The sequence below is a fragment of the Pseudomonas sp. 8 R 14 genome, from assembly GCF_900005955.1.
GTDB classification, from domain to species: domain Bacteria; phylum Pseudomonadota; class Gammaproteobacteria; order Pseudomonadales; family Pseudomonadaceae; genus Aquipseudomonas; species Aquipseudomonas marginalis.
Window position 1 is genome coordinate 78,761 of the sequence record NZ_CVTH01000058.1, and the last position, 18,791, is coordinate 97,551.

Here is an 18,791-nt window from a genome sequence, read left to right on the forward strand (position 1 = left end):
GCAGCCACCCAAGCGTTTTCAGGAGGCAGGCTTTGCACCGTACCAGCGCGGCGTGTACACCCATTCACCGCCATCGGCGCGAGGGAATGTGCAGGTAGTGGATGAGCCGACCAGCACCATGGTGCGCATGTCCACCTGGTCTGGCGTGAGTTGCCCGAGGGTGGTGACGCGCAGGGTCTGGCCGGGGCGACCGATATCGCGACCCAGCACTACCGGGGTCTCAGGCGTGCGGTGTTGCGCGACTATTTCCAGGGCGCGCCCCAGCTGCCAAGGCCGCGAACGCGAAATCGGGTTGTAGAACGCCAGGGCCAGGTCGGCCTGGGACGCGAGGTCCAGGCGCTTTTCGATGATCGACCAGGGCTTGAGGTTGTCCGACAGCGACATCACGCAAAAGTCGTGGCCCAACGGCGCGCCGGCCTGGGCCGCGGTGGCCAGGGAGGCCGAAACCCCCGGCAGGATTTCCAGGTCGACCTGATGCCACGCCGGATCGCCGGACTCGTGCAACGCCTCGATCACCGCCGCCGCCATGGCGAAGACGCCCGGGTCGCCGGACGACACCACCACCACCGAACGCCCCTGGGCGGCCAGCTCGAAGGCGTGGCGGGCGCGCTGCATCTCTTCGCGGTTATCGGTGCAATGCTGTACCTGATCGTCACGGAACGGCCCGGCCATGCGCACATAGGTTTCATAGCCCAGCACATCGGTGCAGCGCGCCAGTTCGGCCTTGACCGCCGGCACCATCAGCTCGGCGGCGCCAGGGCCCAGGCCAATCACGGCAAGGCGGCCACGGCGGCGGCCGACCTGGGCCAGGTCCAGCGGTTGGTCAGCCACCTCGATGACAATATCGGCAGCCTGGGTAACGCCGCCAAAGCGCAGCGGCACGCCCAACGCCGACGCGGCTTCGTGCAACGACGGGTCAGCCATCTGCGTATCGCTGGCCAACAGGCACGCCAGGGATTGCACGGCAATGCCCGCCTCGTGCAAGGCCGCGCGCACACGCTCGGCCAACTGCGTACCCGGCTTGCAGGTCACGCACACCGTCTTTGGATAGATCAGCAACTCGTTGGCGGAAGGCACACGCTCGGCACTGCCCACGCGAATGGCTAGATGCGCTTGCTGGTCCTGGGGCAAATTCGCCTGGTCCAACCACGGCGCCGCGCCTTCGATGCGCACGCTTTCGCCGGCCAGCAGGTCGGACACGAAGCGCTTGCCCAGCTCCAGGTCCGCCAGCTCATAACCCGCAGGCGGGTTGAGCAGGCAGGTGCCGAAACGCAACTCGCCACTGGTGGTGATCGCCGCAGTGACACCCAGCGCCGCCGCGATGTCCCGTGCCATGACGTTCACCCCGCCAAGACCACCGAGCAACGGCACCACGGCGCTGCCATCTTCCGCCACGGCCAGCACGGCGGGTTCTTCGCCTTTCTCCAGCAGCAGCGGCGCCAGGGTGCGGATCACGATGCCGGCGGCACACAGGGCGATCAGCGGCGTGCCCTGCTGGTAGAGCTGACGCAGGGTCGCGCCGAATTCGCCGTAAGGCTGGTCCGCCCCCTCAACCCGCCCGGCCAGGCCGTGGATCAGTGCCCCAGGGTAAACCTGCTGGATCCTGCGCGCGGTGGCCAGGCTGCCCTGGCCCAGAATGACAATCGCCGGGTTCATCAACCTTGCCACCTTTCACCCGGCACGATGATCAGCGAGAAGTACGGCGAAGACATCGGCTCCACCTGGTCCAGCGCCACGATTTTCTGGTTGGCCATGGTCGCGCGCTCCACATACAGCGCGCGCTCGGCCAGGCCAAGTTCTTCGAGTACCTGGCGCACCTTGGGGAAGTTGCGCCCCAGCTTCATGATCACCGCCGCGTCAGCATCCGCCAGGCGGCGCTTGAGGTCTTCGTGGGGCAATACGCCCGACAGCACCGACAGGCTCTGGTTGCGATACACCAACGGCGCGCCCAGCACCGAGGCGCCGCCAAGCATCGAGCACACACCGGGGATAACCTGGGCTTCGTAGCGCTCGGCCAAGCGGTCATGCAAATACATATAGGAGCCGTAGAAGAACGGATCGCCTTCACAGATCACCGCCACGTCGCGACCGGCGTCCAGGTGCACGGCCACCTCGACACTGGCGGTGTCGTAGAAGTCGCTGATCACTTGTTCATAGGACAACGGCGCCGGCAGCGCTTCGGTGGTTACCGGGTACACCAGCGGCATCAGGGTTTGTTGCGGCACCAGGTGGTCTTCGATGATGCCGAAGGCGTTACCCTTCTTGCCCTTGGCCACGAAATAGGCCACCACCGGCGATTCGCGCAGCAGGCGCAGGGCCTTGAGGGTAATCAGTTCCGGGTCGCCGGGGCCGACGCCCAGGCCGATCAAACGTCCGCGTGCCGGCATTATTCGACCTCCGTGGCGAGCGCATTCACCGCCGCCGCGGCCATGGCACTGCCGCCCAGGCGGCCCTGCATGATCACGAACGGTACGCCACGGCTGTCCGCCGCCAGCATCGCCTTGGATTCGGCAGCGCCGACAAAGCCGACCGGGAAGCCGAGGATCAACGCCGGTTTCGGTGCCCCCGCGTCAAGCATTTCCAGCAGGTAGAACAACGCGGTCGGCGCGTTGCCGATTACCACCACGCTACCTTCCAGGTGCGGACGCCACAGCTCCAGGGCCGCAGCGGAGCGGGTATTGCCCAGCTCCCGCGCCAACTCCGGCACGCTGTCGTCGCGCAGGGTGCAGATCACCGGGTTGTTGGCGGGCAGGCGCGCACGGGTCACGCCTTCGGAGACCATCCGCGCATCACACAGAATCGGCGCGCCAGCGGCCAGCGCATCGCGCCCGGCCTTACCCGCACCTTCGGAGAACTGCAGGCCGTCGATGGCCTCGACCATGCCGCAGGCATGGATCACCCGCACCGCGAGTTTCTCCAGGTCGGCCGGGATACGCTCCAACTTGGCTTCCGCGCGAATAATGGCGAAGGAGTTGCGATAGATCTCCTGACCGTCGCGGATGTAATCAATCATCGGTGTTGCTCCGTGGGTGAGCGCGCAGCAAGGCGCCCGCCGCTTCAATGGAAAGGGTGCGTGCGCGCAGCCGGCCGAAACCGGGGTGGGCTGCATCGCGAAAATACAGGTCGTAGTGGCCGGGGCTCACCGCCAGCAAGGTGACCGGCGCGATATGTGCGGCGGCGCAGGAACGTGGGCAGCCGGACAGGTGCACGTCATGGCCGGGATGCAGCGCGGCCAAGTGCACGGCGTCGGCCTTGGTGTCGGCGAGGGCTTTGGCGCAGCCGCTGGAACCGGTGCAGGCGATCACGCGGGCCAAGGGTTGGTCGACGGTGCAGAGGAAGCCCAGTTGCGCCAGGCGTTGGGTCAAGGCGTGAGGTTTTTCGACGTTGGGCAGTAACACACCTTGCCAGGGGGTGAAGCGCAAGGTGCCGTCGCCATATTCGCTGGCGAGCTGCGCCACGCCTGTGAGCATCGTCGAATCCAGGCGCCCCAAGGGTGCGATGGCCGCGACGTAGAATTGATTGCTTTGAGCCTGTGGATAACTCCCGAGGTGCAGCAAAGCGCCGCTGGGCGGGCGTTTGAAGCCATCGGCCGGCAGCAGCGGCAGGCTGAGGCGGCTCAACAACTTATCCACAGCCAGGTGGCGCATGCGGGTTTGCTCGGGGGTGGCGAGGTCAAGAAACGCCTCCAGCACTGCCACCACCAACCCATGACCCTGTGCCAACGGCACGGCGGCCAACGGTGCATCCAATCCTGGACAACCTGCCAGGCCGAACGCGAGGAGTGTCTCGCCATTGCGTACGAACGCCGACAGCCACAGATCATGATGATGCTCGAGCATCGCCAGGGCCTCACCGCCATCCAGTTGCACGGCGAACTTGGCCGACAGCTCATGGAAACGCGGACGGTTTTGCAGGGTGGCGAGGATCTGCTCGGCCAGCGGCCGGGTGTCGAACAGCATCTGCGGGTCGATACCGGCGCTGGGGCTGAGCATCAGGTTGCGCACGTCATCGCCAGCGGCGTTACTCGGGCCCAGATCGGCGGCCAGCAGCATGGCGATCAAGGCGTCTTGCTCGGCACCGATCCCACGTATCTGCAGGTTGGCGCGGTTGGTCGCCTCGATCACCCCGCCCGCATAGGCCAGGGCCGCGTCCGCCACGGCACGGGCCTGGGCGGCGCTGATCGAGCCACCGGCCAGTTTGATCCGGCAGATGCCGCCATCCAACGCCTGGACGATACGCAGCAACCCCGGACAAGCCGAGGGGCGCAAGGTATTCACAGCGGGCGTTGGGTTCACGGGGCTACCGGTTGACGGGTAAAGGCGCGGTATTATGCCTGCTTTGTCCGGCGGCATGAAAAGCCTGCCCGTCGGATGTCGCTCAAGGAATTGATATGTCGCCCTGGCTGACGGTTGTAGGCATCGGTGAAGACGGCTTCAAGGGGCTGGGCAGGAATGCCCGGCATGCCCTGTTGCGCGCTTCGCGGATTATAGGTGGCCAGCGCCAGTTGGACCTGTTGCCGGTGTGTATTCGCGGTGAGCGCCAGGTGTGGCCGAGCCCGTTCTCCCTGGAACCGGTACTGGCGCGGCGTGACGAGCCTGTGTGCGTGCTGGCCAGTGGTGACCCGATGTTTTATGGCGTGGGGGCCAGCCTGGCGCGACAGGTGGCGGCTGAAGAACTGCTGGTTTTACCGGCGCCGTCGTCGGTGTCGTTGGCGGCGGCGCGGCTGGGCTGGCCGTTGCAGGAGGTGGTGACGCTGTCCGTAGTGGCACGGCCAGTGGCGGCGATCAATGCGCATCTGGCCACCGGTGTGCGTTTATTGGTACTGAGTAATGACGGCGGCAGTCCCGCGTTGATTGCTTCGTTGTTGGCTGAATCCGGGTTCGGGCCCAGCCGATTGACAGTATTTGAACACCTGAGCAGCGCGAATGAGCGGCGCATCGACGGTTTGGCTGAGGATTGGCAGCACGCCTGTGTCGCCGATTTGAACCTGGTCGCCATCGACTGCGTGGCCTCCAGCGACACACCACGTCTGTCGCGCCTCGCAGGCTTGCCCGATTCCGCCTTCCAGCACGACGGCCAACTGACCAAACGCGATGTGCGCGCCATGACCCTCGCCCGCCTCGCCCCGATGCCCGGCGAACTGCTGTGGGACGTGGGTGCGGGCAGCGGCTCCATCGGTATCGAATGGATGCGCGCCCATCCGAGCTGCCGCGCATTGGCAATTGAAGCAGACGAAGGCCGCCAGAGCCTTATTGAACACAATCGCGACGCCCTCGGCGTGCCCGGTTTGCAGTTGATTCGTGGCAAAGCCCCGGAAGCGTTGCACGGCCTTACAGCTCCCGACGCCATCTTCATCGGCGGCGGCGTCACCCGCGACGGTGTGCTCGACACCTGTTGGCAACACCTGCGCCCCGGCGGTCGGTTGGTGGCCAATGCCGTCACCCTGCAAAGTGAAATGACCTTGATGAACTGGCGCGCGGCGCATGGCGGCGAACTGACGCGCATCCACGTCGCTCAGGCCCAGCCACTGGGTGAGTTCGATACGTGGCGGCAGGCGCTTCCAATCACCCTGCTGGAAGTGGTCAAGCCGCGATGAAACGCATCCTGCTGCTGGGCGGTGTGACCGAAGCGCTGGCTATCGCGCGCACCTTGGGGCCGGAGCATATCTACAGCCTGGCGGGTGTGGGGCGTGTGCCTACCGATCTTACCTGCCAAGTGCGTGTCGGCGGTTATGGCGGCGCCGAAGGGTTGGCGCAGTTTGTTCGCGACGAACAGATCAGCCTGATCCTCGATGCGACCCATCCGTATGCGGCGCAGATCAGCCAGAACGCCGCGCTGGCGGCGCAGTTGTGCGGTGTCCCCTGCTGGGCGTTGCGCCGACCGGCGTGGCAGCCGCAGGCCGGCGATGACTGGCGGGAGGTCAGTGACTGGGCTGAATTGATCGACGCCTTGAAACCCTTCAAGCGTCCGCTGTTCACCTTGGGTCGCGAGCCATTGCAGCATCTCGACGAAATCCCCGCCGAGCAGTTCTGGACGTTGCGCGCGCTGGATGTGTATCCGGGCAATGAGCGGTGTGAAGTGATCGGCGCGCGCGGGCCGTTTCTGATCGAAGACGAACGCTCGCTGTTTGAACGGCGGGGGATTGATGTGCTGATCAGCAAGAACAGTGGCAGCACCGCCACTGAGCCGAAGCTGGAAGTGGCGCGGGAACGGGGGGTGCCGGTGTTGGTGTTGAAGCGGCCGGTATTGGCGGCGGTGGATCGGGAGCTTTTGTCGCCCGCAGAAACAATCGATTCGTTGGCAGATTTCATTCGATAGATCAGGATCATCCGCCACCCTCTATCCAATCTATTTTGTTACCTCAAGGGACGGCGATGAACCCACAACACGAAGTGCTAAACTCCAGGAACAGTTCAAGCCAGGCCCAACGGTATTCAGGAGCTGACATGATAGAAGTTAAAGAAGCCGTACAAGTCGCCAAGGCGGTCGCAAACGACTTTCTCGGGCAAGAAACAGCACTACAAGACCTGATGCTTGAGGAAGTAGAGTTAGACCCAGACAATAAAACCTGGGCAATAACACTGGGCTTCAATGTCCCCAACCCTAATAACTATGAAAGGCTAGGCGCATCTTTAGCCGGACAAATGCATGCAAGAAAATACAAAACATTCATCATCGACTCGGAGACTGGCGAGTTCCGCTCCATGAAGATCCGCGAAGTATGATCGAAGCCTACATCAAGCAATACCGAAGAAAAGGAATCATCGTTGATACTAACTTGCTGCTTCTGGCACTGATAGGAGGAACGTCCAGCATCGTGGAGTTCAAGAGAACACGCGGCTACAGCGATGCAGACTATCAACTTTTGCTCAAAGTGATTGACCAGTTCGAAAAACTTGTTTCAACCCCTCACATTCTCGCTGAAGTCAGCAACCTGACAAATGGACTTCATGGAAACAAGCTGCGCGATTTTTATGCAACGTTAAAAAACTCACTATCAACAATAATCGAAGTCCATCATCCAGCCTTGGATATAAGTCGCGATTATGAGCTGTCACCCTACGGCCTTACCGACGTTGGCATTGTTGCCGCAGCAAAAGATAACTATCTGGTTTTGACTGACGATCTCAGAGTCGCTGGGTTTGCTCATCAGCACTGCGTAGATGTCGTCAACTTCAATCATATACGGGAAGCCAGCTGGGAGGTCTAAGACCTGCCACACGATCATTCCCACACATATGCGCAGGAACGATCGCTCATCGAACTTGTTAACTACTCGCGGCGGTTGCCTGCCCTGCGCCTTCGTGCACCCTGTCAGCGAGCAATTGTGCCAGCTCGATCAACTGCGCAACGCCCAGTAATTCCTCGCGTGGTGCGCCTTCCAGGTTAAAGGCAAGGTCGCAACTCAGCGCGTTGGCCGAAGCAAGTGTTTCACTGAGGTTGACCAGCAGGTCTTCGGTGCTGATGCCATCGGCCACGGTGAAGAGCCGAACGGGGGGATTTGGGGTGGGTTTGATCATTGTGAAGCTCCTTAGAAAGGTGGAGCTGCCACTGATTCGCCGCGACGCGATAGGGTGGCAGCTGTACGCAGGTTCGCGGACCGGTCTAAGGCATCCCGGCATACCCGAAGGTATCCCGCGCACAGCCACCATTTAGCCGCACAGTAGACGATAAAAAAGCATCAACTGAAAGCAGGCGATAGCGCTTTTGCTCTTAGAAAACCCGGGCCGCGACGCCCGTCCGCCGCGTTGGCAGCGGTGCACGGAGACTAGAGATCAAGCGTCCTAGGGACAACCTCAAAGGCTTGTCGGAAATTTCTTTTTAGACGAATAGCCAACCGGACATCCATCTATCAGGCTTGACCGTCGAAAGGCGAATGCCCCTACAAACACTTCCGAACCAGCTGGCTGGCTCAGCCAAAAGCCCCCGCCCTAACCTCCCCCCTCGCGGTTTCGCGTCAGCCATCCGCGAGGGGGACGCCTGCTTTTTGCAGCGCGTCGAAACTTGCCAACATGTATCCCAAGGAATACGATCCGAGATGATTCACTTCAAGAGATCTGATGAGTTTCAGGAATGGCTTTATTCGCTACGCAGTAAACCCGTCCATGGACGTGTGCTTACAAGATTGGACAACGCAAGAATGGGCAATTTTGGAGACTGCGAAAACGTCGGAAATGGCGTATCCGAAATGCGCATCCACTATGGTCCTGGATACCGATACCGGGTGTACTTCAAGCGTATAGGTGAGGTGGTTTATCTACTGTTGATAGGTGGCGATAAATCAACGCAAAAACGCGACATCGAGCGAGCTAAAGAAATTGCCGAAGAATTTGAGAAAAAGGAGTGACCCATGACTCAATTTAAAGATTTCGACATAGCCGAGCATCTGACGACTCCTGAGGACATGGCGGAGTATCTCGAAGCTTCTTTCGAAGAGGATTCTGGTGACGGCCTGCTGATTCGTTCAGCGCTCAACAACATCGCCCGCGCCCAAGGCATGACCCAAATTGCTCGCGACGCCGGCCTCGGAAGAGAAAGTCTATACAAAGCCCTCTCCAGCAATGGCAATCCCGAGTTCGCGACTATCATGAAAGTCATGAAGGCTTTGGGCCTCAAGCTTCACGCTACAGCGATCTGATAGCACTGCGACACCAAACCACACCACCACTTTTTACTTATCCCCCCCGATCAGGCTAAATACCCGCCTGATCGTTTAACCCTACGGATTGTCCGCCATGGCCCGTCAACGCGTTGCAATTGCCTGGATCGCCTGCCTTGCAGTGCTGTTCAACGCCTTTGCCATGCCAATGGCCAGCGCGATGCAGCAGTCCAAGGACCCCGTGCAGCAATTGCTGTGGGGCAGTTTCTGTTCGTCCACTGGCGCCAGCCTGAAGACCATTGCCCTGGGCAAGCTGGAGATTCCGGCGCCGCAGCCGGACGATCATTCCACCATGCAGCATTGCTGGTGTTGCTCGGGCTCGGCGCCGTTGGTGGCGTTGCCGGGGCATGTGCCGCAGTTGTATCTCACGCGATTCGAGACGGTACAGCGTCAACCACACACACCATTGCAAACCCCAACCCCGCGCCAGCAATGGCCGAGCCTTAACCCCCGCGCCTCTCCGACGGCCTGATCTTCTTCGCAAGTGAACTGCGTTTAGAACCGTTCTGGAGAACTGCCATGCTTAAATCTTCCCTGCTTCTGGCTGCGTTGCTGCTGCCGGTGTTCAGTGCTGCCAATGCCGAAGACTACAAGGCCGGCGACCTGCTGGTCAGCGATCCCTGGTCCCAGGAATTGCCGCCCAACGCGCCCACCGTCGCCGCGTATTTCGTGATTCATAACACCGGTACGACACCGGATCGCCTGCTCAGTGTCGACACGCCAGTGGCCGATAAGGCCGAGCTGCATGAGCATGTGATGCAGGGCGACTTGATGAAGATGCAGCAAGTCCCCAGCGTTGCCGTACCGGCCAAGGGTGACTTGACCTTCGCGCCCATGGCGTATCACGTCATGTTGCTGGGCCTCAAGGACCGCAGCCTGCTGGCCGATGGCAAGCAATTCCCGCTGACCCTGACCTTTGAAAAAGCCGGCAAGGTCGAGGTGGAAGTCTCGGTACAGAAAGTACCGCCGATGGTCGGCCACGAGCACAAGCACCCTCAATAGACTGACTCCAGATGGGCGCCCCTCGCGCCAGGCTATCCCCACACCGCCGCGTGAAGCGCGGCAGTTGGATCAGCCTGTTCGCCATGCTGATGATCTTTATCGGTCCGCTGATTTCCCAAGCGATGCCGATGGATCATCACGCCGGTATGTCGATGAACATGTCCATGGACATGCCCGGCGACCACGGCGACGCCCATCACAAGAAAGCCCCTGACGAACACCACGCGCTCTGGTCCAAGTGCGGCTATTGCGACTTGCTCTACAGTTGCCCGGCCCTGCCCGGCAGCGTGTCATTCGTGGCCATCGGCAGCCCGCCGCCGACCAATGCCCTTACCCCCGCACCGCGCCTGGGCCATGCCCGGCAGAGCATCTTCCCCGGCGCCCGCAGCCGCGCCCCGCCCATCGCCTCGTAAGCCCCTGCCACCGTTACTTCACCCCGGCCGACTTTAGACAGACAGCCGCAGGCTGCTGGCCGTGTTGTTTACGATTGATTGATGGAATTTGTCATGTCCAGGTTTACTGCTGACTCCCGTTTGGGAAGCACCTCTGTGCTCGCTGCCCTATGCGGCGCCCTGCTCGTTCCCCACGCCCAGGCCGATGAACACGCCGAGCATGAGCTGACGCCCACCGTGATCACCGCCATTGCGCCCAGCTCGCCGCTGACCGTGGTCACCAACCCCAAAGACCCTCGCCAACCGCTGCCCGCCAGCGACGGCGGCGACTACCTCAAGACCATCCCCGGCTTCGCCCTGGTACGCAACGGCGGCACCAATGGCGACCCGGTACTGCGCGGCATGTTCGGTTCGCGCCTGAACATCCTCACCAACGGCAGCATGATGCTCGGCGCCTGCCCCGGCAGGATGGATGCGCCGACCTCGTACATTTCGCCGGAAACCTACGACAAGCTCACCGTGATCAAGGGCCCGCAAACCGTACTCTGGGGCCCCGGTGCTTCAGCCGGCACCATCCTGTTCGAGCGCGAACCGGAACACTTCGGTGAACTCGGCACGCGGCTCAACGCGAGTGTGCTGGCAGGCTCCAACGGGCGCTTCGACAAGGTCATCGATGCCGCCGCCGGTGGGCCGCTGGGCTATGTGCGGGTGATCGGCAACCAGGCCCATGCCGATGACTACAAGGACGGCAACAACGACACCGTCGCCTCGCGCTACGACAAATGGAATGGCGACGTCGCCGTCGGCTTCACCCCGGATGCCGACACCCTGCTGGAGCTCACCGCCGGCCGTGGCGACGGCGAAGCGCGTTACGCCGGGCGCGGCATGGACGGTTCGCAGTTCCTGCGCGAAAGCCTGGGCCTGCGCTTCGAGAAATCGAATATCGGCGAAGTGCTGGATAAGGTCGAAGCCCAGGTCTACTACAACTATGCCGACCACGTGATGGACAACTACAGCCTGCGCACGCCCTCGGGCACCGGGATGATGGCCGGGCCCATGGCCTCCAACGTCGACCGCCGCACCCTCGGCGCGCGCATCAAGGCCACCTGGCGCTGGGCCGATGTGCAACTGATCAGCGGCCTGGATGCGCAGACCAACGAACACCGCCAACGCAGCAGCATGGGCATCGACACCTACAAGGATTTGCCCAAGGTCAAGGACGCCAACTTCCACAACTACGGCGTATTCGGCGAGCTGACCTGGTACGCCGCCGACCATGACCGCCTGATCACCGGTGCGCGCCTGGACCGCGCCTCGGCCAAGGACTTCCGGCAAACCACCGGCTCCGGGATGAGTGCACGCGCCAACCCGACCGCCGACGACACCCGCGCCGACACCCTGCCCTCGGGCTTTATGCGCTACGAGCACGACCTGGCCGACAGCCCGACCACGCTCTATGCCGGCCTGGGCCACTCGGAACGCTTCCCGGATTACTGGGAGCTGTTCTCGCCCAACACCGGCGCGGTTGGTTCGGTCAACGCCTTCGATGGCGTGAAACCGGAGAAAACCACCCAACTCGACTTCGGCGCGCAATACAAAGCCGACGACCTGGAAGCCTGGGCGTCGGGCTACGTCGGCCAGGTGCGTGATTTCATCCTGTTCGATTACCGGGCGGGGATGATGGGCACCACCTCCCAGGCGCGCAATGTGGACGCACGCATCATGGGCGGTGAAGTGGGCGCGGCCTACAAGCTAACCCCCAATTGGAAAGCCGACGCCACCCTCGCCTACGCCTGGGGCAAGAACAGCAGCGACGGCAAGGCCCTGCCGCAAATGCCGCCGTTGGACGTACGCTTCGGCCTGACCTACAGCGAAGACGACTGGAGTGCCGGCGCGTTGTGGCGGGTAGTGGCGGCGCAGAACCGCATCGACCAGAACAAGGGCAATGTGGTCGGCAAGGACTACGACAAGAACGGCGGCTTTGGCGTGTTCTCGGTCAATGGCGCGTATCGCATCAACAAGAATTTCAAGGTCAGCACCGGCGTCGACAACCTGTTCGGCAAGGCCTACGCCGAACACCTGAACCTGGCCGGCAACGCCGGATTCGGCTACCCGGCCAACGATCCGCAGGCCATCAAGGAGCCGGGGCGGACCCTTTGGACCAAGGTCGACATGAGCTTCTAAACGCATCGGGGGCGCCCCCCTTCCCACATAGGAACGCACTCCAAATGTGGGAGGGGCGGTGCGACGATTCGACTTGCCCCCGATAGCGGCCTGATCAACGACAAAAAATTCAAGCTTTGCGGAGCATCCCCGATGACCACTCAAAAAGTTTCCTTCTACAACCTGGCCTGGCGCTGGCACTTCTACGCCGGCCTCTTCGTCGCCCCCTTCATGGTGCTGCTGGCCCTGACCGGCATCATCTACCTGTTCAAACCCCAGCTCGATCCGCTGATGTACGGCGACCTGCTCAAGGTGCAAAGCGCCGAGCAAGCCTTGAGCGCCGACGAGCAATTGCAACGCGCCCAGGCGGCCTTTCCCCAGGGCAAGATCAGCAAGTACCTGCCACCCGCCGACGCCACCAGCAGCGCGCAGTTCGTGATGCACGACGGCGGGCGCGAAGTGACGGTGTTCGTCGACCCCTATCGCGGCACCGTACTCGGTGAGCAGGATGCGAAAAACAACCTGCAAGCCATCGCCCGCGCCCTGCACGGCGAGCTGATGATCGGCACCGTCGGCGACCGCCTGGTAGAGCTCGCCGCCGGTTGGGGCGTGATGCTGGTGGTGTCCGGCCTGTACCTGTGGTGGCCGCGCGGCAAAACGTCGGCCGGCGTGTTGTGGCCGCGCTTCACAACCCGTGGCCGCGTGTTCTGGCGTGACCTGCATGCCGTCGCCGGCTTCTGGGGCGCGGCGTTTCTGCTGGTGATGCTGCTCAGCGGCATGACCTGGACCGGCTTCTGGGGCAAGCAATACGCCGACCTCTGGAACACTTTCCCGGCGGCGATGTGGAACAACGTGCCGCAGTCCGATCAGCAGGCGCGGGTGCTCAATACCGCAACGCAACAGACCGTGCCCTGGGCGATGGAAAACACGCCGATGCCGATGTCCGGCGACCATGCCGAACACATGAACCACGGCGCCATGCACGCTGCTCCCGCCGCGCCCACGGTGCGCCTGCAACAGGTGGTGGACCTGGCCACGGCACGCAAGGTCGAGCCCGGCTACAGCATCACTTTCCCCACCACCGCCGAAGGCGTGTTCACCGTCGCGGTGTTCGCCGACGACCCGCGCAACGACGCCACCCTGCATGTGGACCAGTACACCGGCAAGGTCCTCACCGATGTGCGCTGGGCGCACTACAACACCGTGGCACGGGCCACCGAGACCGGCGTGATGCTGCACGAAGGCAAGATGTTCGGCTGGGTGAACCAGCTGATCGTGCTGCTGATCTGCCTGATGATCCTGCTCAGCGCGGTGAGTGGCGTGGTGATCTGGTGGAAGCGTCGGCCCCAGGGCGGCCTGGGTGTTCCGCCGTTGCGTCATGACCTGCCGAAGTGGAAAACCGCGATGGTGATCATGCTCGCGCTGGCGCTCCTGTTCCCGCTGGTGGGCGCCTCATTGATCGCGGTCTGGGCGCTGGATCGCCTGGTGTTGTCACGGTTGTTCAGCCAACGTGAATCCACCTCAGGTTCGCTATGAAGTAGGCGAGATGCCCTACATAGAGGCGTTAGGTAGTCTTACGCGGGCTTTCGCCAAAGACGCAGGAAGTGTTAACTTATAACACTTGTTGCATACCTCAGCTCGCCGCGCCCAGCGGCGAGCACCGCCTCGAAGAAGCGATTTTCCGCCCAATGAACAAGTACCTAGTGTCCGGCCTGTGCCTGCTCGCCCTGCATGACAGCGCCCAGGCCCTGACCCTGCCCGCCAGCCCGGTGACCGCAGCGGCCGTGGATGACCAACACGTCGACCTGAACACGCCGACCACCGCAGGCTCGCGCCTGAATCTCAGCGCGCTGCAAACCCCGGGCAGTGTCGAAAGCCAGACCGGTACGCAGATCCGCGAGCGTGGCGACGCCAGCGTGCAGGACGCCATTTCCCGTGCCACCGGCATCAGCCGCACCGGCACACCGGGCGATGGCGGCACCTCGCTGTCGGCCCGTGGTTTTACCGGCCAGGGCTCGGTGATGCAACTGTACGACGGCACCCGCATGTACATGGGCATGGGCACCTCGACCTTCCCGGTGGACACCTGGGCGGTGGAACGCGTAGACGTTTTGCGCGGCCCGGCCTCGGTGCTGTACGGCGAAGGCGCCACCGGTGCGGTGATCAATACCGTGCCGAAAAAAACCTTCGAAGGCGAGATCGAAAACCACCTCCGCCTCGGCTACGGCGCCTACGATCGCCAGCAACAAGCTCTGGACAGCGGCGGCTCGCTGACCGACACCCTGAGCTATCGCCTGAACCTCAACCGCCTGCGCAGCCACGGCTTTATCGACCATGGCGACTCCAGCAGCGACTTCGTCAGCGGCGCCCTGCGCTGGCAGGCGGCGGACAACCTGAGCTTCACCCTGGCCAGCGACTATGGCGACCAGCGCCCGCAGAACTACTTCGGCACGCCGCTGATCAATGGCCAGTTGCACAAGGGCCTGCGCCACAAGAACTACAACGTCAGCAACGACACCCAGCACTACAACGACCAGTGGACGCGCCTGACCAGCGAGTGGCAGATCAATGACAACGTCAGTGCCACCAATGAACTGTTCTACCTGAAGAACCAGCGCCGCTGGCAGAACGCCGAGAACTACAACGTCACCAACGGGCAACTGACCCGCAGCGGCAACTTCGGCATCAAGCACAACCAGGAACAGGTCGGCGATCGCCAGACCGTCACCTTCAAGCACAGCCTGTTCGGCCTCGACAGCCAGACCGTGACGGGCGTGGAATACAACCGCATCCGTTTCCGCCTGGCCAGCAACTCACCGTTCAACGACGTGCTGCCCGGCGGCCAGCCGGTGGATATCAACGATCCGGCGCCCGCTCGGTTCGACAGCCAGAACCCGTTCAAACCGCTGTTCGCCACCACCACCAAAACCGTTGCCGGTTTCGCCGAAAACCGCCTGCAACTCACCGACCAACTGGCGCTGGTCACCGGCATCCGCCGCGACTACGCCCACGTCGAGCGCGATGATTTACGTGACGCCAGCCAAAGCGACAAGACCCTCACCGGCAATAACTGGAAGGCTGGCCTGGTCTACGCAATCACCCCCGACACCTCGGTCTACAGCCAGTACGCCACCAGCACCGACGGGGTCGGCGGCCTGATTTCCCTGAGCCCTGGCCAGCAGCAGTTCGACCTCTCCACCGCCAGGCAAACCGAGATCGGCCTCAAGCAGGCCTTCTGGGATCAACGCGGCGAATGGACAGTGGCGGCCTACCATATCGTCAAGAAGAAACTGCTCACCGACGTCCCTGGCAACCCGGACCTCAAGCAGCAAGTCGGCCAGCAATCCTCCAGCGGCCTGGAAGCCAGCCTCGACCTGCAACTGCCGCACGCCTGGGCGCTGCAAGCCAACGCAGCCATCGTGCGGGCGCAGTACGACGACTTCAAACAGGCTGTCGACGGCGTACAAGTGTCCCGCGACGGCAACCGCCCGGTGGACGTGCCACGCCGCACCGCCAACCTGTGGCTGAGCAAGGCCCTGAGCGACGACATCCGCGCCGGTGCCGGAGTGCGCTATGTCGATGCACGGTATGCCGACATGGCCAACCAGAACGAGCTGCCGAGCTACACCGTGGTCGATGCCACGCTGTCGTGGAAGGCGATGCGCAACACCACCCTGGGCCTGCAACTGAATAACCTGTTCGACCGCACCTACGCGGTCAGCCAGTACAACGACGGCCAGCAATGGATCCTCGGTGAACCGCGCTCGTTCTTCGTCACGGCGGACTACACCTTCTAACTGACCAAAACACCGTTAGAACCCTGCAGGCCTTGAGAGACTTGATGACTTCACTCACCCTCACCCGCATCAACTGGGCCTCGGCGAACCACAGCCAACACCCGTTCCAACTGCGTGACGCCGGCCTTCACGTCGCTGCGGGGGAGTTCGTCGGGCTGATCGGCCCCAACGGCAGCGGCAAGACCAGCCTGTTGCGCTGCGCCTATCGGTTCACCCAGCCGGAACGCGGCGACGTATTGCTCGCCCATCGGAACCTGTGGAAGCAAGGCGCCAAGTGGTGTGCGCAACGTATCGCCGTGGTGTTGCAGGAGTTCCCGGATGCCTTTGGCCTGCGAGTCGATGAAGTGGTCGCCATGGGCCGCACGCCCCACAAGGGCCTGTTCGACAGCGACACCCTGGAGGATCGGCAGCTGGTGCAACAGGCGCTGGTATCGGTGGGCATGCAGGGCTTTGAAGCGCATGCCTTCGCCACCCTCTCGGGCGGTGAAAAACAGCGCGTCATCCTCGCCCGCGCCCTGGCCCAGCAACCGCAATTGCTGATCCTCGACGAGCCGACCAACCACCTCGATCCACGCTACCAGCTTGAGCTGTTGAGGCTGGTCAAGCGCCTGGGTATCGGTACCCTGGCCAGCATCCACGACCTCAACCTGGCCGCCGCTTTTTGTGATCGGCTCTACGTGATCGACCACGGGCGCATCGTCGCCAGCGGCACGCCTCACCAGGTGCTGACCACTGAACTGCTGCGCGATGTGTTCGGCGTCGAGGCGCTGATCGACACTCATCCCCTGGCCGACTATCCCCGCATCACCTGGATAACCCAACCATGATCCTGCGCGCCTTCGCCCTTGTGGCCCTGCTGTTCGGTGCTTCACCAGCCTTCGCTGAAGCCACCCATTACCCGGTCACCGTCAAAAGCTGCAACCGCGACGTGACCTTCCAGGAGGCGCCGAAGCATGCGGTGAGCCATGACATCAATATGACCCAGATGATGCTCGCCCTGGGCCTCAAACCGCGGATGGCCGGCTATAGCGGCATCACCGGCTGGAAGTCGGTCACCCCGGACATGGCCCGGACCCTCGATGGCCTGCCGGAGCTGGCGAGCAAGTACCCGTCGGTGGAAACCCTGCTCAATGCCAATGTGGATTTCTTCTTTGCCGGCTGGGACTACGGCATGCGCGTGGGCGGCGACCTGACGCCGAACACCCTGCAGCCGCTGGGGATCAACGTCTACGAGCTGACCGAGTCGTGCGCCTTCGTGATGAAGCGCCCGGCCGCGACCCTGGACGACACCTATAACGACCTGCGCAACCTGGGCAGGATCTTCGACGTGCAGGACCGCGCCAATGCCTTGATCGCACAGATGCAGGCACAGGTCGCCGAGGTGCAGACAGACCTGCCCGCCGACAAGCCGCGCGTGTTCCTCTACGACAGCGGTGAAGACCGCGCCATGACCTCCGGCCGCCTCGGTATGCCCCAGGCGCTGATCGACGCAGCCGGCGGGCGCAACATCCTCGATGACGTCGACGCCAGTTGGACCCGCGTCAACTGGGAGACCGTGGTCGAGCGCAATCCACAGGTGATCGTGATCGTCGACTACAGCGAAGTCACCGCCGATCAAAAACAGCAGTTCCTGCTCAACAACCCGGCGCTGCAAGGGGTGGACGCGATCAGGCACCAGCGCTTTATCGTGATCCCGTATGTACAAGCCACGCCGGGCATCGATAACGTGCTGGCGGTGGAAACCCTGGCCAAGGGGTTCCACGGCGAATGATCACCCGTCGTTACACCCTGCTGCTTGCCGCCCTGGGCGCATTGCTGCTGGTGTCCTGCGTGATATCCCTGGGCTTCGGCCCGGCGCGGGTACCAGCGGACGTGGTGTGGCGCATCCTGCTGTACAAGGTCTTCGGCATCGGCGAAGTGAGTTGGTCGGCCGGGCAGGTACCTATCGTCTGGCTGATCCGCGTGCCGCGCATGCTGCTGGGGGCGTTGGTGGGGGCCGGGCTGGCGTTGATCGGTGCGGTGTTGCAGGCGGTCACGCGTAATCCGCTGGCCGATCCGCACCTGCTGGGTGTCACTTCCGGCGCGACCCTGGGCGCGGTGATCGTGGTGCTGCATGTAGGTGAAATCATCGGCTTGCTGACCTTGCCCATCGCCGCCTTTATCGGCGCCCTGTCGAGCATGATCGTGGTGCTCGCGGTAGCCAGTCGCAATGGCCGGCTGGAGAGTGATCGCCTGTTGCTGTGCGGCGTGGCAGTGTCGTTCGTGATGATGGCGGCGGCCAATCTGCTGCTGTTCATGGGCGACCATCGCGCCGCCTCGGCGGTGATGTTCTGGATGCTCGGCGGCCTCGGCCTGGCACGCTGGGGACTGCTGGCGATTCCGGGCGCCAGCGTAGTGCTCGGGCTGCTGGTGCTGGTGGGCATGGCCCGCCCGTTGAACGCGCTGATGGCCGGCGAACAGACCGCCGTGACCCTTGGCCTGAACGCCCGCAATGTACGGCTGAAGGTGTTCCTGGTCGCCTCGTTGATGACCGGCGTGCTGGTGTCCATCAGCGGCTCCATCGGCTTTGTCGGGCTGATGGTGCCGCACATCGCCCGGCGCCTGGTGGGCGCCGAGCATCGTCGGTTGCTGCCAGTGTGTGCATTGCTGGGCAGCCTGTTCCTGGTCTGGGTCGATGTGGCGGCGCGCACCTTGATCGCCCCCGAAGACCTGCCGATTGGCGTGGCCACGGCGGCGATCGGCGGCCTGTTCTTCATCGGCCTGATGCGCAAGCGCTGA

General features: G+C 62.9%; 20 protein-coding genes. 15 read left to right on the top strand and 5 right to left on the bottom strand.

Annotated features, from left to right (window positions below):
- Positions 1-18: 18 nt before the first annotated feature.
- From cobJ to cobG, 4 genes are read right to left on the bottom strand one after another with little or no spacing between them, the layout of a single operon-like run.
- Positions 19-1,656: a precorrin-3B C(17)-methyltransferase gene (gene cobJ / locus BFQ01_RS12850; protein ID WP_065925567.1), complete on the bottom strand. Its 1,638-nt coding sequence runs from the start codon at positions 1,654-1,656 to the stop codon at positions 19-21.
- Positions 1,656-2,387 (bottom strand): precorrin-2 C(20)-methyltransferase, encoded by a 732-nt coding sequence (locus BFQ01_RS12855; RefSeq protein WP_065925568.1) that lies wholly within the window; start codon positions 2,385-2,387, stop codon positions 1,656-1,658. Before BFQ01_RS12855 ends, cobJ begins: the two co-directional genes overlap by 1 nt.
- The gene (locus tag BFQ01_RS12860; protein WP_065925569.1) at positions 2,387-3,013 is read right to left on the bottom strand and encodes a precorrin-8X methylmutase; all 627 of its coding nucleotides are present in this window, start codon (positions 3,011-3,013) and stop codon (positions 2,387-2,389) included. The genes BFQ01_RS12855 and BFQ01_RS12860 overlap by 1 nt, the downstream gene beginning before the upstream one ends.
- A complete protein-coding gene (gene cobG / locus BFQ01_RS12865) occupies positions 3,006-4,352 on the bottom strand; it encodes a precorrin-3B synthase (RefSeq protein ID WP_065925570.1) in 1,347 nt (448 codons plus the stop codon). Before cobG ends, BFQ01_RS12860 begins: the two co-directional genes overlap by 8 nt.
- Positions 4,353-4,390: 38 nt before the next feature.
- Here cobG and BFQ01_RS12870 point away from each other — a divergent pair, with 38 nt between their 5' ends.
- The 4 genes from BFQ01_RS12870 to BFQ01_RS12885 all read left to right on the top strand — a co-directional run bounded on the left by BFQ01_RS12870 (position 4,391) and on the right by BFQ01_RS12885 (position 7,210).
- Positions 4,391-5,596, top strand: a complete 1,206-nt coding sequence (locus BFQ01_RS12870; RefSeq protein ID WP_065925571.1) for a bifunctional cobalt-precorrin-7 (C(5))-methyltransferase/cobalt-precorrin-6B (C(15))-methyltransferase — start codon at positions 4,391-4,393, stop codon at positions 5,594-5,596.
- Positions 5,593-6,318, top strand: coding sequence for a cobalt-precorrin-6A reductase (locus BFQ01_RS12875; protein ID WP_065925572.1), 726 nt, complete (start codon positions 5,593-5,595; stop codon positions 6,316-6,318). The genes BFQ01_RS12870 and BFQ01_RS12875 overlap by 4 nt, the downstream gene beginning before the upstream one ends.
- 128 nt (positions 6,319-6,446) lie before the next feature.
- Positions 6,447-6,725 (top strand): hypothetical protein, encoded by a 279-nt coding sequence (locus tag BFQ01_RS12880; protein ID WP_065925573.1) that lies wholly within the window; start codon positions 6,447-6,449, stop codon positions 6,723-6,725.
- Entirely contained in the window at positions 6,722-7,210 is a 489-nt protein-coding gene (locus tag BFQ01_RS12885; protein ID WP_027607744.1) for a PIN domain-containing protein, read from the top strand. The genes BFQ01_RS12880 and BFQ01_RS12885 overlap by 4 nt, the downstream gene beginning before the upstream one ends.
- A gap of 58 nt (positions 7,211-7,268) precedes the next feature.
- On the opposite strand, the gene BFQ01_RS12890 is transcribed toward BFQ01_RS12885, so the two are convergent.
- Positions 7,269-7,520 carry a DUF6124 family protein gene (locus BFQ01_RS12890; RefSeq protein WP_027607743.1) on the bottom strand — a complete coding sequence of 84 codons (252 nt, stop codon included), beginning with the start codon at positions 7,518-7,520 and terminating at the stop codon, positions 7,269-7,271.
- A 518-nt stretch (positions 7,521-8,038) separates the two neighbouring features.
- On the opposite strand from BFQ01_RS12890, the gene BFQ01_RS12895 reads away from it, so the two are divergent.
- From BFQ01_RS12895 to BFQ01_RS12945, 11 genes are all read left to right on the top strand, one after another.
- Positions 8,039-8,347, top strand: a complete 309-nt coding sequence (locus tag BFQ01_RS12895; protein ID WP_065925574.1) for a type II toxin-antitoxin system RelE/ParE family toxin — start codon at positions 8,039-8,041, stop codon at positions 8,345-8,347.
- A 3-nt stretch (positions 8,348-8,350) separates the two neighbouring features.
- Entirely contained in the window at positions 8,351-8,638 is a 288-nt protein-coding gene (locus tag BFQ01_RS12900; RefSeq protein WP_065925575.1) for an addiction module antidote protein, read from the top strand.
- Positions 8,639-8,735: 97 nt separating this feature from the next.
- Entirely contained in the window at positions 8,736-9,131 is a 396-nt protein-coding gene (locus tag BFQ01_RS12905; protein ID WP_065925576.1) for a DUF2946 domain-containing protein, read from the top strand.
- A 47-nt stretch (positions 9,132-9,178) separates the two neighbouring features.
- Positions 9,179-9,661: a copper chaperone PCu(A)C gene (locus tag BFQ01_RS12910; protein ID WP_065925577.1), complete on the top strand. Its 483-nt coding sequence runs from the start codon at positions 9,179-9,181 to the stop codon at positions 9,659-9,661.
- Positions 9,662-9,672: 11 nt separating this feature from the next.
- Positions 9,673-10,074, top strand: a complete 402-nt coding sequence (locus BFQ01_RS12915; RefSeq protein ID WP_065925578.1) for a DUF2946 domain-containing protein — start codon at positions 9,673-9,675, stop codon at positions 10,072-10,074.
- A 93-nt stretch (positions 10,075-10,167) separates the two neighbouring features.
- Positions 10,168-12,237, top strand: a complete 2,070-nt coding sequence (locus tag BFQ01_RS12920; RefSeq protein ID WP_065925579.1) for a TonB-dependent copper receptor — start codon at positions 10,168-10,170, stop codon at positions 12,235-12,237.
- A gap of 132 nt (positions 12,238-12,369) precedes the next feature.
- Positions 12,370-13,752: a PepSY-associated TM helix domain-containing protein gene (locus tag BFQ01_RS12925; RefSeq protein ID WP_065925580.1), complete on the top strand. Its 1,383-nt coding sequence runs from the start codon at positions 12,370-12,372 to the stop codon at positions 13,750-13,752.
- Positions 13,753-13,904: 152 nt separating this feature from the next.
- Positions 13,905-16,013: a TonB-dependent receptor gene (locus BFQ01_RS12930; RefSeq protein WP_065925581.1), complete on the top strand. Its 2,109-nt coding sequence runs from the start codon at positions 13,905-13,907 to the stop codon at positions 16,011-16,013.
- Positions 16,014-16,057: 44 nt separating this feature from the next.
- Positions 16,058-16,840, top strand: a complete 783-nt coding sequence (locus tag BFQ01_RS12935; RefSeq protein ID WP_065925582.1) for an ABC transporter ATP-binding protein — start codon at positions 16,058-16,060, stop codon at positions 16,838-16,840.
- Positions 16,837-17,784, top strand: coding sequence for an ABC transporter substrate-binding protein (locus tag BFQ01_RS12940; protein ID WP_065925583.1), 948 nt, complete (start codon positions 16,837-16,839; stop codon positions 17,782-17,784). The genes BFQ01_RS12935 and BFQ01_RS12940 overlap by 4 nt, the downstream gene beginning before the upstream one ends.
- Positions 17,781-18,791: a FecCD family ABC transporter permease gene (locus BFQ01_RS12945; RefSeq protein ID WP_065925584.1), complete on the top strand. Its 1,011-nt coding sequence runs from the start codon at positions 17,781-17,783 to the stop codon at positions 18,789-18,791. The genes BFQ01_RS12940 and BFQ01_RS12945 overlap by 4 nt, the downstream gene beginning before the upstream one ends.

Excerpts from the sequence above, each read along its gene's own strand:
- BFQ01_RS12895 (WP_065925574.1), top strand. The coding sequence starts at position 8,039 with ATGATTCACTTCAAGAGATCTGATGAGTTTCAGGAATGGCTTTATTCG.
- BFQ01_RS12915 (WP_065925578.1), top strand. The coding sequence starts at position 9,673 with ATGGGCGCCCCTCGCGCCAGGCTATCCCCACACCGCCGCGTGAAGCGC.
- BFQ01_RS12870 (WP_065925571.1), top strand. The coding sequence starts at position 4,391 with ATGTCGCCCTGGCTGACGGTTGTAGGCATCGGTGAAGACGGCTTCAAG.
- BFQ01_RS12860 (WP_065925569.1), bottom strand. The coding sequence starts at position 3,013 with ATGATTGATTACATCCGCGACGGTCAGGAGATCTATCGCAACTCCTTC.
- BFQ01_RS12905 (WP_065925576.1), top strand. The coding sequence starts at position 8,736 with ATGGCCCGTCAACGCGTTGCAATTGCCTGGATCGCCTGCCTTGCAGTG.
- cobG (WP_065925570.1), bottom strand. The coding sequence starts at position 4,352 with ATGCCGCCGGACAAAGCAGGCATAATACCGCGCCTTTACCCGTCAACC.
- BFQ01_RS12940 (WP_065925583.1), top strand. The coding sequence starts at position 16,837 with ATGATCCTGCGCGCCTTCGCCCTTGTGGCCCTGCTGTTCGGTGCTTCA.
- BFQ01_RS12885 (WP_027607744.1), top strand. The coding sequence starts at position 6,722 with ATGATCGAAGCCTACATCAAGCAATACCGAAGAAAAGGAATCATCGTT.
- BFQ01_RS12890 (WP_027607743.1), bottom strand. The coding sequence starts at position 7,520 with ATGATCAAACCCACCCCAAATCCCCCCGTTCGGCTCTTCACCGTGGCC.
- BFQ01_RS12900 (WP_065925575.1), top strand. The coding sequence starts at position 8,351 with ATGACTCAATTTAAAGATTTCGACATAGCCGAGCATCTGACGACTCCT.
- BFQ01_RS12930 (WP_065925581.1), top strand. The coding sequence starts at position 13,905 with ATGAACAAGTACCTAGTGTCCGGCCTGTGCCTGCTCGCCCTGCATGAC.
- cobJ (WP_065925567.1), bottom strand. The coding sequence starts at position 1,656 with ATGAACCCGGCGATTGTCATTCTGGGCCAGGGCAGCCTGGCCACCGCG.
- BFQ01_RS12920 (WP_065925579.1), top strand. The coding sequence starts at position 10,168 with ATGTCCAGGTTTACTGCTGACTCCCGTTTGGGAAGCACCTCTGTGCTC.
- BFQ01_RS12875 (WP_065925572.1), top strand. The coding sequence starts at position 5,593 with ATGAAACGCATCCTGCTGCTGGGCGGTGTGACCGAAGCGCTGGCTATC.
- BFQ01_RS12880 (WP_065925573.1), top strand. The coding sequence starts at position 6,447 with ATGATAGAAGTTAAAGAAGCCGTACAAGTCGCCAAGGCGGTCGCAAAC.
- BFQ01_RS12855 (WP_065925568.1), bottom strand. The coding sequence starts at position 2,387 with ATGCCGGCACGCGGACGTTTGATCGGCCTGGGCGTCGGCCCCGGCGAC.
- BFQ01_RS12910 (WP_065925577.1), top strand. The coding sequence starts at position 9,179 with ATGCTTAAATCTTCCCTGCTTCTGGCTGCGTTGCTGCTGCCGGTGTTC.
- BFQ01_RS12925 (WP_065925580.1), top strand. The coding sequence starts at position 12,370 with ATGACCACTCAAAAAGTTTCCTTCTACAACCTGGCCTGGCGCTGGCAC.
- BFQ01_RS12945 (WP_065925584.1), top strand. The coding sequence starts at position 17,781 with ATGATCACCCGTCGTTACACCCTGCTGCTTGCCGCCCTGGGCGCATTG.
- BFQ01_RS12935 (WP_065925582.1), top strand. The coding sequence starts at position 16,058 with ATGACTTCACTCACCCTCACCCGCATCAACTGGGCCTCGGCGAACCAC.